Consider the following 16,283-nt stretch of genomic DNA (forward strand, 5'->3'; position numbering starts at 1 on the left):
TTAAGATAATTCCGATTTTTTATTGTTTTAAATATGCCACATAAAATAATCTACAGAGTCCTTTTTTTAACTCGGGCAGGCATTCCCACAGCAACGGCGTTATCGGGAATGTCTTTTAACACGACTGAATTTGCTCCTATTTTTACATTTTCTCCGATAGTGATATTCCCGAGGATTTTTGCTCCTGTTCCTACAATGACATTATTTTTCAATGTGGGATGCCTTTTTGTCTTTGAGGAATTTACTCCGCCCAGAGTAACACCGTGAAAAATAACACAGTCATTTCCTATAATTGCAGTTTCTCCTATGACTATTCCCATACCGTGATCGAAAAAAATTCTTTCTCCCAAAGTTGCTCCCGAATGTATTTCAATACCCGTGAAAAATCGTGAAGACTGGGAAATAAACCTTGCTAAAAAAAACAGCTTTTTTCTGTATAAAAAATTACTTATTCTATGATTTATAACTGCGTAAAAAGAAGGATAAAGCAGTACTTCAATTTTACTTTTCACAGCAGGATCTTTTTCCTTTATATTATTAATTTCGCTTTTCAGCCATTTAAATATTTTACTCATTCTGATGTATTTCTCCAATTAATTGTTACTATTTATAAAGTGCTACCGAAAGATATTTTTCTCCTCCGTCAGGGGCAACAGCAAGAACTTTTTTATCTTTTCCGAGTTGTTTTGCCACTTTATATGCTGCCGCTATAGCCGCTCCCGAAGAGATTCCAAGGAAAAGTCCGTCTTCTCTGGAAGCTCTCAATCCGTATTCCAATACCTCTTCGTCTGTAACCTGAATTATCTCGTCAACAACACTTCCGTCATAGTTTTTAGGAATAAATCCAGCTCCGATTCCCTGAATAACGTGTTTTCCCGGCTCTCCTCCAAAAATTACAGGAGATTTTACAGGCTCGACACCGAATATTTTTGTGTTGGGTCTTTCTTCTTTCAGTTTTTTTGCTACTCCGACCAAAGTTCCTGCAGTACCTATTCCTGCGACGAAAGCATCTAACACAGGAAAGTCCGCTAAAATCTCATTTGCAGTAGTATCATAGTGTTTTTGAGGATTTGCAGGATTTTCAAACTGTTGCGGTAGGAAATATCCCGGATTTTCTGCGACTATTCTTTCAGCTTCAGCGATAGAGCCTTTCATTCCTTTAGCCCCGTCAGTCAGAATAAGTTCCGCTCCGAGTGCTTTGATAATGTCTCTTCTTTCCACACTTGCAGTATCAGGCATTATAATAATGACTTTGTATCCTTTGAGTTTTCCTATCAGTGCAAGAGGAATCCCCGTGTTTCCCGAAGTAGGCTCTACAATGGTTCCGCCTTTTTGCAATTTACCGTCTTTTTCAGCCGCTTCTATTATCCCCAATGCAGCACGGTCTTTTACACTCCCTCCGAGATTGTATTTTTCAAGTTTGATGTACACATCTGCAATATTTTCTTCTTTCTCAAGATTGAGTTTTACTACAGGTGTATTTCCGATAAGCTCCAAAATGTTTTCATAAATCATTTGACTTCCTCCTTGTAAAATAAAATTTTATGTTAATCTGTTACAATTATTTGTATGAAAAATTGTATCATTAAAAATTTTAAAATACAAGTGTAATAAATATTCAAAATATAGATAAGGAGTATATGTCAGAGTAATTCTTTCTTCTTTAATTTTAATGCTTCTTTTTTATCAAGCAGCATAACATTTTCGCCTCTTTCACGTCTTAATTTAATATTTTCTCTGCCCCAATAGCACATAGCATAGAGAATTTCCGAAAAAGTATTTCCGTATTCTGTCAGATAATATTCCACTTTTGGCGGCATTTCATCATAAGTACGTCTTTCTATAATGCCGTCTTTTTCCAGTTCCCGAAGCTGCTCAATGAGAACTTTCTGAGAAATACCGGGAATCAGTCGCTGTAATTCTCCCGTTCTTTTAGTTCCGAGCATAAGCATATAGACAATAAGAGCTTTCCATTTTCCGCCGAATATTTCAATAGTTGCTTCAATGCCTAAAATATACTGTTTCATAGTTTATCTCCTGTAATAATTGAATTTATAAACATTATTACATATATTATTTATTAAGTCCAGTAGTTACCTTGAGGTAAGTATATGGTAACTTTATTGTGTGTATTTACAAAGAAAAATTTTAAGTTTATAATGATTTATAAAAATTTTGAAGAAAGGAAAATGATTATGAAAACATTGGTAATTTTAGTACATCCGGATATGGAAAACTCCAAAGCAAACAAAAGATGGAAAGAGGAGCTTTTAAAATATCCCGATGAAATAGAAATTCATGAGCTGTATAAAGAATATCCCGATTGGAATATAAATGTGAAAAAAGAGCAGGAGCTGATTGAAAAATATGATCATATTATTTTTCAGTTTCCTTTGTACTGGTTCAGTTGTCCTCCGTTATTAAAAAAATGGTTTGATGATGTTTTTGAATATAACTGGGCATACGGTCCTGAAGGAAATAAACTGAAAGGCAAGAAAATGGGGTTAGCCGTAACTACAGGAGGAAGAAAAGAATATTATACTCACGGAGGAGAAAATAAATTTACTCTTGATGAGTTGTTTATACCTTTCGAGGCTGCGATAAATTATGCAAAAGCTGAATATTTGCCATGTTTCAGTGTTTTTGCAGTATCTCCTAACGTGAAAGGTCCTACTGAAGAAGAAATAGAGAAAAACGTAAAAGAATATATTGCACATATTCAAAAAACAGGAAATCGGAAATAAAAGGAGATAGATATGTTTATAGCAAATTTAAAATATAAAAAGTCTTTGGAAGAAGTAAATAAAGTATTGGAAAGTCATCTTGAATATCTGGATAAATACTATAAAAAAGGAAAATTTATCTGTTCGGGACGTAGGTTTTTTCCCGAGATGGGAGGAATAATATTATTCAACTCCGACAATCTTGAAGAAGCAAAGAAAATTATGTATGAAGATCCTTTTTATACAGAAGAAATAGCAGACTATGAAATAATAGAATTTGAAGCAAAAATATATGATGAAAAGTTTTCTGATTTTTTGATTTCAAAATAAAAAGGACTGTATCAGGGACTATTTCAAAAAAATTACTTTTTGAGACAGTCCCTTTTACTGTCCTTATATATCCAAATATTCTTATTTCAAAAATTCCGAAACGTATTCAGTCATAACTGCTATTCCTCTGTCAAGGTAATCTTCGTCTATGGCAAATCTCGGATTGTGATGAGGCCAGACTTTACCGTCAATTTCAAGAGGATTATGAAGGAAGAAAAAAGTACCCGGTATTTTTTTCAGATACCACGCAAAGTCTTCTCCTCCCATTACAGGGGCTTTCATTTCTTTTACAGTCCCGGGATACAGTTTTTTCGCAACTTCCATAACTTTTATTGTTACATTTTCGTCATTGATTAGTGGCGGAGGCTGATAAAAAAACTCGTATTCCGTTTCACATCTGAAAGCAGCTGCAATATTTGAAGCTATTTCGCCGATTCTTTTGTGGAGATATTCTCTTGTTTCATTGTTAACGGCTCTTGCTGTTCCTGTAAGTTCTACAGTTTCAGGAATAATGTTAAAGGCACTTCCTCCGTGAATAGTACCTATTGTTACAACGGCAGGCTCGACGGGATTGATTTCTCTACCGAGTATTTCCTGAATCCCTGCAACTATATGGCTTGCGGTAACTACAGGATCTTTGGATAAATTCGGATAAGCACCGTGAGATCCCTGTCCTTTGACTTTAATAATGAACTTGTCCATAGATGCCATCATCGGTCCCTTTTTAAATACCAGATTGCCTTTTGCACCTTCGGGATAAATGTTCCCTACGTGAAGACCTATAATTTCATCGACATTGTCCAAAACACCTTTTTCAATAATTCCTATGGCTCCTGTACCGATTTCTTCGGCAGGCTGGAATATGAACTTTACTGATCCGTTCAGTTCGTTTTCTCTTTCTTTTAATAATTTACATACACCCAGTAATCCCGCAGTATGAGCATCATGACCGCAAGCGTGCATATTATCGTTTTCCGAGCTGAACTCAAGATTTGTAATCTCTTTTACAGGCAGAGCATCCATATCCGCTCTGAGTGCGATACATTTACCGCTTTTTCCCTTATTAATATGGGCTATAATCGAACATTTACTTCCGACGTTCGTTTCGTATTCGATTCCCATTTCATCCAGTTTTTCACAAACAAAACGAACTGTATTTTCGAGGTCAAAACCTGTTTCGGGATGTCTGTGGAGATATCTTCTCCACTCAACGACATCTTTCATTATATTATTTACCGAATTTTTAGTTTCCATTTTTATCTCCTTAATTACATTTCCGTATCATTAAAACCATTTAAAATTTCCCTGATTTTAGGAATAACCGAAGATAAAGTTCCTTCAGTGAAAGGATTTTTCAAGTTTGCAGCTTTCATTAATTCAAAGAAAGGTTTGCTTCCTCCGAGTCTACATAGTGCCAAGTATTCTTTCCAAGCGTTTTCTCTGTCTTCTACTGATTTTATCAAAAATTGGAAAGCACATACCTGAGCAAGAGTATAGTCTATGTAATAGAAAGGACTCGCAAAAATATGTCCTTGTCTGAACCAGAAAATACCTTCTTTCAGCTCGTCGATTTCTCCGTAATCTCTTGTAGGCAAGTATTTTTTCTCGATTTCAATCCATTGATTTCTTCTTTGTTCAGGAGTAGCTTCAGGATTTTCATATACCCAATGTTGAAATTCGTCTACTGTAACTCCGTAAGGAATGAATAAAAGCGATTCGGAAAGATGAATGAATTTGTATTTATCCGTATCATTTTCAAAGAACAGTTTCATCCAAGGCCATGTTAAAAACTCCATACTCATAGAGTGAATTTCACAAGCCTCGTAAGACGGCCATAAATATTCAGGTACTTCGTATTTTCTGCTTTCATAAACCTGAAAAGCGTGCCCTGCTTCGTGAGTAAGGACGTCCACGTCATGGGCTGTTCCGTTAAAGTTTGCAAATATAAACGGAGATTTATAATCAGGAATATATGTGCAGTATCCTCCGCTCATTTTTCCTTTTTTGGAAAGCAGATCCAGAAGATTGTTTTCAGTCATAAAAGTGAAAAATTCGTCTGTTTCTTTGGAAAGTTCATGATACATTGTTTTTCCATGATTTAAAATCCATTCAGGCTCACCGTGAGGATCTGCATTTCCCGAGTTGAATTTTATAGGTTCGTCATAAAATGTTAATTTATCAAGACCGAGTCTTTTTGCCTGTCTTTTTCTCAATTCCGAATGAACGGGAACGATATTTTCAAGAACCTGTTTTCTGTATCCTGCTACGTCGGCAGCATTGTATTCAAGTCTCGACATTAAAGCATATGCCAGTTCAATGTAGTTTTTAAAGCCTAATTTGTGAGCAATTCCGTTTCTCACTTTTACCAGTTTATCGTAAATATCGTCAAATTCGTTTTTGTTTTCACTGAAAAATTGAGCCACTTTTTTAGCTGCATCTTTTCTTATGTTTCTGTCTTTTGATTGGGCATAAGGCACCATTTCCGAAAGATTTTTTTCTCCTCCGTCAAATTCAATTTTTGCACTTGCTATTAATTTTTGATATTTGCTGACAAGTTTGTTTTCTTCCTGCAAATCAGGAATAACTTTTTCGTCAAATGTTTTCAGTGAACATTCAGCCAAGTCAAACAGGAATTTCCCGTATTTTTCTTCCAATTCTTTTCTGAATTTTGAAGTAGTCAAAGCTTTGTAAAAATCCATTACGAAACTTTGTAAAACAGGACCGTTTTCATCGTAATAGTCATTTTCTTTGTCATAAAATTCATCTACAGTGTCTATGCTGTGACGAACTGAAACAAGAGTAGACATAGTTTCCACGTGATTTCTGAGTTTGATGATTTCGTCCATGTATTTACACTGTTCTTCAACATTTGAAGCATTTGTAAACTTTCCGATCAAACTTCCGAACTGTTCTTTTGTAGTGTCAATATTGACACGCTCATATTTGTAATCATTAAAATTCATAAAATATATACAAAGATGTCTTTTGTAAGGGTGTATCGCCCTTATATTTCCATTATCTGCGACCTTTTTTTGTGTCAACTTCGATAATACGGGAATAAAAAGTATCTTTGTGTCTCCTTTCTGTCATTATTTAACTTCATTATACATAATTTACAGGGATATTACAATGTGAAATTTATGAGTTTTCTTTTAGTCTGTATATTTTGTAAAAAAAAGATTTTTTCTCAATAAGCTCATTAAAAGTACCTTTTTCAACGATACAGCCTTCATTCAATACTATAATCTCATCAAAATTTGTAAGAGTTTCTTCAAATAATCTGTGAGTTACGGAAATCAAAGTAATATTTTTCAAATTCAATAATTCTTTTTCTATCTTTAATGCAGTTTCGTTATCAAGGTTGGAGAGTATTTCATCAGCTACAAGTATATCCGTTTCTCTTATTAATGCTCTTGCTATGGAAATCCGCTGCTTTTCTCCGCCTGAAAGATTTACTCCGTTTTCTCCTACAAAATCGGGATTATCCATTTCTTTTGTAAATTTTTCCAATCCGACTTTTTTCAGAATATTTTCTACTTTTTCTTTGGGATAATCATTGTATAAAGTAACATTATCGAAAATACTTCCCTTAAATAAAAATACATTTTGACTTATGTAGGAATAAAGGCTTAAGATAGAATCTTCGGATAAATCGTTTATATTTGTATTGTCAATGGTTATATTTCCTGATGTTGCCTTTGTTTTTCCCGATAAAAGTTTTAAAATCGTCGATTTTCCCGAACCTGAAAGACCCACGATTGCATATTTTTTGTTTTTTTCAAAAGTGTAGCTGATATTTTTTAAAATTTCTTTATTTTCATAGGAAAAATTTACTGATTTCAGATTTATATTTTCTTTTAAATTTTTACATATTTTATTTACATTTATATTTTTTTCAAAACCTGAAGAAAGATTTTCGATTTTTTCCAATATTTTTGATACCGATTTAAAAGAACTCAGTCTGTCCACAAAAGTATAAACAGGGTTTGTAATATGATTTGTAAGCTGAATGCACACGACCATCGTTCCTAAGGAAATAATCCCTTTTGCAGCGAGATATCCTCCGAGCAGAAATCCGCCCATAAATGTAAGGCTTCCGAGAAATATGGAAACGGCTCTTACAAAATTATAATGTTTTTCGTAAATAGTTCCTGTTTTTACTATATTATCCGCATTATTAAAGAATATATTTTTTACAGTTTCAGTTATGTTAAAAGACTTTATAGTATCAAATCCGTTCAAATATTCGGAAATTCTCGCAGTGTATTCAGATTGGGCATCTGAATATTCCTTTTTGTAGGAACTTAACTTCCTTTCAAAAAATTTAGGCAGGAAAAATGAAATCAGTGTCAATGTTAAAAGAAAAATACCTATCTGATAAGATTTTATAAAAACAGTCATTATAGAAAAAATAAATAAAATTACAGATCTTACTACAAGAACAATACTTTGAAAATAGTCTTTTTCTAAAATTGACATATCATTTGTCAACAAAGAGATTTTGTTCCCCGTTTCCTCTTTAAAAAACTGATTAATACTCATATTCTGAATATCCGAAAAAACTTTGGTTTTTGTATCTCTTACCATTAAATAGATAAATTTTTTCATATAAACCTGATATAACCAGAATATTATAACAACACCTATTGTAAAAATTAAAGTTTTAATAATCAAAAAAGTCATAACGGAAAGATTTCTGGAACTTGCACTGTCTATTATCTGACCGAATAATATTGCCGTATAAATCTCTCCGAATATGTCCAATAATAAAAATACCGATAAAATAAGAATGTCTTTTATATGTTTTTTCCAAACGGTTTTCATATGGATCAGAATCCTTTCGTGTTTAATTCCGAAGCTTTTTCTTCGGCGAGTTTTATGTTTTTAAAGTTTATTTAATAATACCTCATATTGTTGAAATTATCAAGAGATTATTTCGAATAAAGTGTGCTAAGACAATTATACTTTTTGAAATATATAAATATGGCTGTCGTATATCCCGTTAAATTCTATAAAAATTACAAAAATATTGTCTTCATATTTGCATTCGTTGGTGTTTTCAAGGTTAATAATAAATTCATTATAAAAGGGAATAAAGTTTTTAATCAGTTTATCACTTTTTCGATTTATAAAATCAAGAGTTTCTTCCAAAACAGGTCCGATATCTGAAAGATGAAGGAATCGGGAATCTTTTAAAATTTGAAAGAAAGTTTCCCGCAAATGTTGAGTATTTTTAAAAACTTTGTCCAGAAAAAAGATTAATTTATAGTCATTTTTAAGTTTATTTTTAAATCTTCTGCTAAAATAATCATATTTCATGCTTTCTATAAGAAACAGATCAAATTTATTTTTAGAGTGAAGTTTTGAATAATAAATGTTTTTCTTTACATAATCAATACCTTTTAACTGAATATATTTTTTTAAAAATTTCTGAATTTCATAGTAATTTTGTACATTGGTTTCAATTTCTTTCATAAGGATTTGTGCCTGCTCATGAATTTGGATATCAAGTTTATCTTTTGTGAAAAGCCGTAATCCGATAATTTTGCCATTTTCTCTGATTTTGAGTTTTTCATATTGAATTTTAATGTTTTGAATATAATTTATTTCTTTAATTACAGGAATGAGAATATATTTTTCAAAATCATAAAAACGTGAATAATTATTTTCAATTTCCAAAATATTTTTAAGTTCTTCGAGAGAAATATCGAGGAAATTATTTATAATATCTTTTTGAATAAGCATCATAAAAAAATTTCTTTTAACAACACTGTCAAATTGCAGTAAAGAATTAAATTTATAAGTCTTGAAATCGTTAAAATCTTTATTGAAAATATTGAAAAAATCTTCGGAAAAAGAAATAACGAATCTTTCGTCTATAATTTTATAAGAGGAAATAATGTATAAATGTCCTTCGATTTTTACAAAATTGAATTTATTGTATTTATATATAATTTTTTTCTTCATAAAGTTCTCAAAGAAATTTTTTATATTGTTGTCCTGATCAAGTTTTAAAAGAGTATTGAGTTTTTTAAAAGAAAGTTCAATATACGAAATATTGTTTGAAATAATATGTTCTGCAAAAAGCTTGAAAATAATATTTTCATTTTTGCTGAGTTGCTTGTTAAAAGACAGAAATATCTGATTTTTATCAAAAATTTTTTCCATGTACACTTTTCCTTTCTTATACAAAATAAAAATCGCTAACGAAAAAATTGAATGATTTTTAGAAGACCTGCTTTTAATATACCATATAATAAGGAAAAAGGATATACGGAAATTTGAATTTAAAATCTGCTGACGAAAATTCTTAAAAATTTGACATAGAAGAAAATACAGGGGATACTGTAATAACAAAAAACTGAAAGGAGCAATAAGAAAATGGGATTGAATATATTATTAACAAGGATTGACAATAGACTTGTTCACGGGCAGGTAGGCATAACATGGACTAAAAGTACAGGAGCCAATCTGATAGTAGTTGTAGATGATGAAGCTGCAAATGATGATGTACAGCAACAACTGATGAAAATGACTGCGGAAAGTTCGGGAGCGGATATAAGATTTTTTACTGTTGAAAAAACAATATCCGTAATTCATAAGGCTTCGGATCGGCAAAAAATATTTATAGTTTGCAAAACACCTGAAATTGTGAGAAAACTCGTTGACGGAGGAGTTCCTGTAGATAAGCTGAATGTGGGAAATATGCATTCATCGCCGGGAAAAAGACAAATAACAAAAAAAGTATATGTTGATGATAAAGATATGGAAGATTTGAAATATTTAAAAGAAAAAGGAATTGATATTTTTATTCAGGATGTTCCTGATGATACGAAAATACCGATAGATAACTTTATAAATTCATAATAATGACAGGAGGAATGAAAAATGCATCAAATTACTTTGGTTCAGGGATTATTACTGGCAATTATGGCGATCATAGTAGGAGTCGACTTTTATCTGGAAGTGCTTTTCATATTCAGACCTATTATTGTCGGAACATTGTCGGGGATAATTTTGGGAGATATAAAAACGGGAGTTTTGGCTGCAGGTTTGGTAGAATTGGCTTTTGCAGGATTAACTCCTGCAGGGGGAACTCAGCCGCCTAACCCTATTTTAGCGGCAATTATGACAGTAGTGCTGTCTTACACAACAGGAGCTGACGTTAAAACGACGATAGGATTGTCGTTGCCGTTCAGTTTTTTAATGCAGTATATTATTCTGTTTTATTATTCCACATTTTCACTTTTTGTTGCTAAATTTGATAAATATGCAGCTGAAGCCGATATAAAATCATACAGAAAGTTGTCAATGATTACAATATCAATAGTAGCATTATCATACGGAATAATAGTGTTTTTATGTGCTTATATGGCACAGGAGCCTATGAGAATATTGGTAAATTCTATGCCTGAATGGCTTGCTCACGGATTTGAAATAGCGGGAGGAATTTTACCTGCAATAGGATTCGGAATGTTGTTAAAAATAATGTTCAAAATAGAATATTTCCCTTATTTAATAATCGGATTTCTTGTAGCAACTTTTCTGAATTTCTCAAATTTACTTCCTGTAGCATTAATAGGTCTTGCAATAGCAGGATATAAATTTTTTGAAGAAAAACAGAACGAAGAAAAAATGAAAGCATTTAAAATGGTAGAAAGGGAGGAAGAGGAAGATGGAATCTAAAAGAATATTGACTAACGATGATTTGAAAAAACTCGCATTTCATTCGAGTTTACTCCAATCGGCGTTTAATTATGAGAGAATGCAGGGAATAGGGTGGACACATTCAATGCTTCCTGCATTGGAAAAAATTTATAAAAATGACAAAGAAGGTTTGGCAAAAGCAATGGTGGATAATTCCACATTTATAAACACTTCGCCGCCGATTGTTACGTTTTTGATGGGATTGTTATTGTCATTGGAAGAAAAGAAAGAAGACAGAAATCTGATAAACGGATTGAAAGTGGCACTTTTCGGACCTTTGGCAGGAATAGGAGATGCACTTTTCTGGTTTACTATATTGCCTATAGTCGGAGGAATATCGGCATCTATAGCTTCTCAGGGAAGTATAATCGGACCTGTATTGTTTTTTATAGTGTATATTCTGATTTTTTTATCCAGACTTTATACAGTAAAATTAGGTTATCATACAGGAGTTAAGGCTATAAGTACATTAAAAGATGTAACAAGACTCATTACAAAATCTTCGACTATATTGGGAATGACGGTTATAGGCGGACTGATAGCTTCTTATGTTCATATTGAAGTTTTAACTAAAATACCTATAAACAAAGAACATTCCATATCCTTACAGCAGGATTTCTTTGATAAAATAATTCCTAATTTATTGCCTTTGTGTTATACATTTTTAATGTTTTATCTGATGAGATATAAAAAAATAAATCCTGTTACATTAATAGTAATCACTTTTGTATTGACAATAGTAAGTTCGTTTTTCGGGATTTTATAATAAACAGTAATTGAATATGTACTGAAAGAAAAATTTTTTCGGTACATATTTTTTATTGGAGCATAATTTTTGAATACCCTTTCTGTATCTTTAAATTATCAGTTACTTAGATATTTTAAAATGTCCGAATTTTAAAAATTATATTTAATATATACAATTATAATAAAAATATATACAAATGTTCTCTAATAACTTGCAAAAATGAACAAAATAGTAATATAATAATATAATATGAGATTAAACACGGAAAGGGAAAAAAATGAATAATGTTTTAAAATTTTTAGTAAATAGAATATTAATGGGACTTGTTACATTATGGCTTGTAATAACTATAACATTTTTTTTACTTCATTTGCTGCCGGGAGATCCGTTTCAGAGTGAAAAAGAAGTTTCACCTCAGATTAAAGAAAACCTTATGGCAAAATATCACCTGGATAAGCCGTTGGGAGTTCAGTATGTGGAATATTTAAAAAATGTTACAAAAGGAGATCTCGGACTGTCCATGAAAGAAAGAGGAAGAACTGTTAATGAAATTATAGCCGACAGTTTTCCTACATCTGCCGATTTGGGAATGAGAGCTGTATTATTTGCATTGATTACAGGAATACCTTTAGGAATAATCGCCGCTTTAAACAGAGGAAAATATCAGGACAAGTTGGCAATGATAATAGCTGTCATCGGAATATCCGTACCCAGCTTTGTAATGGCGGGACTGATGCAGAGATATTTTGTGGACATTCATAATAATGTTCTCATTGAAAACAGATTTTTACCCGAATTTTTAAGAATTAAAATATCGGGATGGGACGAGCCGAGTAAAAGGATATTACCTGTAGTAGCTTTGGGGCTTTATACAGTAGCCTTGATAGCAAGACTTTTAAGAGAAAAAATGATAGAAGTAATGGGGCAGGATTATATAAGACTTGCAGTGGCAAAAGGCGTAAAACCGTCAAATATAGTGTGGAAACACGCTTTGAGAAATGCCATACTTCCTGTAGTTACTGTAATGGGTCCGACTATTGCTGCGGTTTTGACAGGTTCTTTTGTAATTGAAAATATGTTTACTATACCGGGACTCGGCAAATATTATATAGACAGTATAAATGAGAGAGATTATACAATGGTATTGGGAGTAACTATCTTTTATGCGGCATTTTTAATATTAATGATGATAATAACAGATATAGTTTATGTGTTGGTAGATCCTAAAATAAAACTCGGGAAAGGAGCGGAAGTATAATGGAAAATACTCAATTTGAAAAAGATACGGTATTAAAAAATGATATTGAAAATACCGGCTTTATTCCTGCATCGGAGTTTCAAATAGTGGGAGCTGACACCGCTCAAAGCGAAGTAATTTATAAGCCGAGTTTGACTTTTTGGCAGGACGGTTGGAGAAGATTTAAAAAAAATAAACTGGCTTTGACATTTTTGGGAATAATGTTAATCTTTATATTTTTGGCTATATTCGGTCAAAAAATGACAAAGTTTTTATACAGTGATCAGAATTTACCCGAAAAATTTTTAAATCCTTTTCAGGGATTTAAAAAAGGGCATTATCTCGGGACCGATGCTTTGGGAAGAGATTTATTTGCGAGGCTTTCTCAAGGTATAAGAGTTTCTGTGGAATTATCAGTAATAACTGCTATAATATGCGTAATTTTCGGAACAATTTACGGTGCAATATCAGGGTACTTAGGCGGAATAGTTGACGTGATAATGACAAGAATAGTGGAAGTTATAATGACTATACCTTCAATGATTTATATTATACTGCTTATGGTTGTTATGGGAAACAGCATAAAAACTATTATAATAGCAATGTCTTTAACGAGATGGCTGAATTATTCACTTCTTGTGAGAGGAGAAGTTCTTAAAATAAAGCAGAATGAATTTGTTCTGGCATCAAAATCTCTCGGAGGAAATTTTGTGTGGATTACGCTGAAGCACTTGATTCCCAATACATTGAGTGTGATAATAATAAGACTTACAACGGATATACCCAATATTATATTTACAGAGGCATTTTTAAGTTTTATAGGTCTTGGAGTTCCTATTCCTCAGGCATCTTTAGGAAATCTTGTATACGACGGTAATGCCAATATGGTGTCTTATCCGTATCTGTTTATTATACCGGCTGTAGTTATTTCCCTCATAACTTTGTCGTTTAATATAGTGGGAGATGCTATTAATGATGCGTTAAATCCTAAGTTGAGATCTTAAAAAATTAATCCGGAAAATAAATTTATTTAATTTAAAATCGAATCGGGAGAAAAATAAATGAATGAAAAAATATTGGAAGTAAAAGATTTAAGCGTTTCTTTTAATACATATGCAGGAGAAGTAAAAGCATTGAGAAATATAAGCTTTTCAGTGAGCAGAGGGGAAACCCTCGCGATAGTGGGAGAATCAGGATCGGGAAAATCCGTTACGGTTCAGACTGTTATGAGGCTCATACCTATGCCGCCGGGAGAAATAAAAAGCGGTGAGATATTATTTGACGGAGAGGATCTCGTAAAAGTTTCCGACGAGAGAATGAGACAGTTGAGAGGGGGAAAAATAGGAATGATATTTCAGGATCCTATGACTTCTCTGAATCCTTCAATAAGAGTCGGAAAGCAGATAATGGAGGGCATTCTCATTCATAAAAAAGTGAGTAAAAAGGAAGCTGAAAAACAGGCTGTGGAAATGTTGAGAAAAGTAGGAATACCTAAACCTGAAGAAAGATTTAAGCAGTATCCTCACGAGTATTCGGGAGGGATGCGGCAAAGAGCGGTCATTGCTATTGCTTTGTCATGTGAGCCTGATTTACTCATATGTGACGAGCCTACAACGGCACTTGATGTTACGATACAGGCACAAATACTGGATTTGATAAATGAATTGAAAAAAGAATTAAATATAGGTGTAATACTTATTACACACGATTTGGGAGTAGTTGCCGAAACTTCCGACAGAGTTGTAGTTATGTATGCGGGAGAAAAGCTGGAAGAAGCACCTGTAAAAGAGCTGTTTAAAAATCCTAAACATCCTTATACATGGGGACTGTTAAAATCGTTGCCGAGGCTGGATATGGCAAGTAACGAAAGACTTTCCTCAATACCGGGAACACCTCCCGATTTATTAAATCCTCCTGTGGGAGATCCTTTTGCACCGAGATCCGAATATGCGATGAAAATAGATTATGAGAAAAAGCCGCCTATGATAGACTTGGGAAATGGACATTTTGTGAAATCATGGCTTTATGTAAAAGGAGCTCCTGAAATAAAATCTCCTTTTGAAAAAGAAAAAGGAGGAAAATAGTATGTCAAATACCAAAGAAAAAATGATAGAAATAATAAATCTGAAAAAATATTTTCCGATGAAAAAAAGGCAAGTTCTTAAAGCGGTAGACAATGTAACTATGGATGTTTATAAAGGAGAAGTTCTAAGTCTGGTAGGAGAATCAGGATCGGGAAAAACAACTCTCGGAAGAACGTTAAGTATACTTTATCCTAAAACTGCGGGGAAAATAATACTGGACGGAAGATCGACCGATGATTATAAAACAAAGGAGTTTACAAAAAAAGTACAGATGATATTTCAGGATCCTCAGGCTTCTCTAAATCCGAGAATGACTGTAGGAGATATTATTGCCGAGGGAATAGACATACATAAACTGGCATCATCAAAAAAAGAAAGAATGGAAAAAGTTTATAATTTACTGGAAATAGTAGGACTTAACAGGGAGCATGCAAGCAGATTTCCCCATGAATTTTCGGGGGGACAAAGACAAAGGATAGGAATAGCGAGGGCTTTGGCTGTAGACCCTGAAGTTCTTATATGCGACGAGCCGATTTCGGCCCTTGATGTGTCTATTCAGGCACAGGTTGTAAATCTTTTAAAAGATTTGCAAAAAGAAAGAAATTTGACACTGTTATTCATCGCACATGATCTGTCTATGGTTAAATATATTTCCGACAGAGTAGCTGTAATGTATAGAGGGAAAGTAGTGGAACTGGGAGAGCCTGATGCAGTTTACAATGATCCGATACACAGTTACACAAAATCATTACTGTCGGCGGTGCCTGTAGCCGACCCTACATACAATAAAAGAGAAAAAGTCGTAATGGAAGAGGATTACTTAAGAGATCCTGTAGGAGACATATCGGATATAAATAAAATACCTGAAAAACCCGAACTTACAGAATACAAGCCGGGACATTTTGTGGAAACTTCTTTTTTGGAAGAACATAAGTTAATATAAATAATAAAAAAAGGGCTGTCTTGGAAATTGGTACAGCCCTTAAAAATATGATCATATTTAATAATATCATTGTGTAAATTATAGAATGCTGATTTACAGTTTCAGTTATCTTTTATTTCATATCCGTTTTCCTTTAATTCTTTCTTAAATCTTTTAAATTCATCGTCTATATTGTGAGTAATCATAATTCCTGCCGTTTTATTGTGAATCGTTGTAATCCGAATGATATATTTTCTTCCGCGGAAAATCGAATAATCAATCTTTATATTTTTAATTTCTGATATGAAAATTTTTTTGGAAATAATCTCATGTGTGTAAAGAAAACCGTTTTCAATGTGAAAAGCTCCGTTTGTTTTCTTTCTAATATTCTGTTTAATCAGCAAAATAATCGCAATAATTCCGGGGGTTAAGCAAGTACTGAATAACAGTGTGAAAACGATACAGCTATAGAAAAAAGGGTTATTTATTAACTGTTTCATTGTGCTTTTCATTCCTTTCCGGATGTTAAATT

At 32.8% G+C, this 16,283-nt stretch carries 17 protein-coding genes; 9 read left to right on the forward strand and 8 right to left on the reverse strand.

What is annotated here, in order from left to right; genetic code table 11:
* Window positions 1–50: 50 nt before the first annotated feature.
* From epsC to FVE72_RS00465, 3 genes are all read right to left on the reverse strand, one after another.
* A complete protein-coding gene (gene epsC / locus FVE72_RS00455) occupies window positions 51–575 on the reverse strand; it encodes a serine O-acetyltransferase EpsC (RefSeq protein WP_026736828.1) in 525 nt (174 codons plus the stop codon).
* Window positions 576–603: 28 nt separating this feature from the next.
* The gene (gene cysK / locus FVE72_RS00460; RefSeq protein WP_026736829.1) at window positions 604–1,515 is read right to left on the reverse strand and encodes a cysteine synthase A; all 912 of its coding nucleotides are present in this window, start codon (window positions 1,513–1,515) and stop codon (window positions 604–606) included.
* Window positions 1,516–1,643: 128 nt separating this feature from the next.
* On the reverse strand, window positions 1,644–2,027 hold the full coding sequence (locus FVE72_RS00465; protein WP_026736830.1) for a winged helix-turn-helix transcriptional regulator: 384 nt from the start codon (window positions 2,025–2,027) through the stop codon (window positions 1,644–1,646).
* A gap of 168 nt (window positions 2,028–2,195) precedes the next feature.
* Between FVE72_RS00465 and FVE72_RS00470 the strand changes: the two genes are divergently transcribed.
* On the forward strand, window positions 2,196–2,744 hold the full coding sequence (locus tag FVE72_RS00470; protein WP_026736831.1) for an NAD(P)H-dependent oxidoreductase: 549 nt from the start codon (window positions 2,196–2,198) through the stop codon (window positions 2,742–2,744).
* 12 nt (window positions 2,745–2,756) lie between these two features.
* Window positions 2,757–3,053, forward strand: a complete 297-nt coding sequence (locus tag FVE72_RS00475) for a YciI family protein (RefSeq protein ID WP_026736832.1) — start codon at window positions 2,757–2,759, stop codon at window positions 3,051–3,053.
* Between the two features lie 81 nt (window positions 3,054–3,134).
* Here FVE72_RS00475 and FVE72_RS00480 read toward each other — a convergent pair whose 3' ends face one another.
* From FVE72_RS00480 to FVE72_RS00495, 4 genes are all read right to left on the reverse strand, one after another.
* Complete coding sequence (locus FVE72_RS00480) at window positions 3,135–4,307, reverse strand: M20 metallopeptidase family protein (protein ID WP_026736833.1); 1,173 nt, start codon at window positions 4,305–4,307, stop codon at window positions 3,135–3,137.
* A 14-nt stretch (window positions 4,308–4,321) separates the two neighbouring features.
* Entirely contained in the window at window positions 4,322–6,016 is a 1,695-nt protein-coding gene (locus FVE72_RS00485; protein WP_006807965.1) for a M3 family oligoendopeptidase, read from the reverse strand.
* A gap of 175 nt (window positions 6,017–6,191) precedes the next feature.
* Entirely contained in the window at window positions 6,192–7,877 is a 1,686-nt protein-coding gene (locus FVE72_RS00490) for an ABC transporter ATP-binding protein (RefSeq protein ID WP_026736834.1), read from the reverse strand.
* Window positions 7,878–8,012: 135 nt separating this feature from the next.
* Entirely contained in the window at window positions 8,013–9,221 is a 1,209-nt protein-coding gene (locus tag FVE72_RS00495) for a RepB family plasmid replication initiator protein (protein WP_146966292.1), read from the reverse strand.
* Window positions 9,222–9,434: 213 nt separating this feature from the next.
* Here FVE72_RS00495 and agaB point away from each other — a divergent pair, with 213 nt between their 5' ends.
* The 7 genes from agaB to FVE72_RS00530 all read left to right on the forward strand — a co-directional run bounded on the left by agaB (window position 9,435) and on the right by FVE72_RS00530 (window position 15,772).
* Entirely contained in the window at window positions 9,435–9,920 is a 486-nt protein-coding gene (gene agaB / locus FVE72_RS00500) for a PTS galactosamine transporter subunit IIB (protein ID WP_006807940.1), read from the forward strand.
* Window positions 9,921–9,941: 21 nt separating this feature from the next.
* Entirely contained in the window at window positions 9,942–10,739 is a 798-nt protein-coding gene (agaC, locus tag FVE72_RS00505; RefSeq protein ID WP_026736835.1) for a PTS galactosamine transporter subunit IIC, read from the forward strand.
* Entirely contained in the window at window positions 10,729–11,526 is a 798-nt protein-coding gene (agaD, locus tag FVE72_RS00510; protein ID WP_026736836.1) for a PTS galactosamine transporter subunit IID, read from the forward strand. Before agaC ends, agaD begins: the two co-directional genes overlap by 11 nt.
* Before the next feature lie 259 nt (window positions 11,527–11,785).
* Window positions 11,786–12,766 (forward strand): ABC transporter permease, encoded by a 981-nt coding sequence (locus FVE72_RS00515; protein ID WP_006807964.1) that lies wholly within the window; start codon window positions 11,786–11,788, stop codon window positions 12,764–12,766.
* Window positions 12,766–13,749 carry an ABC transporter permease gene (locus FVE72_RS00520; protein WP_006807958.1) on the forward strand — a complete coding sequence of 328 codons (984 nt, stop codon included), beginning with the start codon at window positions 12,766–12,768 and terminating at the stop codon, window positions 13,747–13,749. Before FVE72_RS00515 ends, FVE72_RS00520 begins: the two co-directional genes overlap by 1 nt.
* Window positions 13,750–13,806: 57 nt before the next feature.
* Window positions 13,807–14,829, forward strand: coding sequence for an ABC transporter ATP-binding protein (locus tag FVE72_RS00525; protein WP_006807946.1), 1,023 nt, complete (start codon window positions 13,807–13,809; stop codon window positions 14,827–14,829).
* A 1-nt stretch (window position 14,830) separates the two neighbouring features.
* Entirely contained in the window at window positions 14,831–15,772 is a 942-nt protein-coding gene (locus tag FVE72_RS00530; RefSeq protein ID WP_026736837.1) for an ABC transporter ATP-binding protein, read from the forward strand.
* Between the two features lie 101 nt (window positions 15,773–15,873).
* Here FVE72_RS00530 and FVE72_RS00535 read toward each other — a convergent pair whose 3' ends face one another.
* Window positions 15,874–16,155, reverse strand: a complete 282-nt coding sequence (locus FVE72_RS00535; RefSeq protein ID WP_146966294.1) for a hypothetical protein — start codon at window positions 16,153–16,155, stop codon at window positions 15,874–15,876.
* Window positions 16,156–16,283 lie beyond the last annotated feature (128 nt).

Origin of the sequence: Pseudoleptotrichia goodfellowii, from assembly GCF_007990505.1 — a bacterium.
Taxonomy (GTDB): Bacteria; Fusobacteriota; Fusobacteriia; order Fusobacteriales; family Leptotrichiaceae; genus Pseudoleptotrichia; species Pseudoleptotrichia goodfellowii.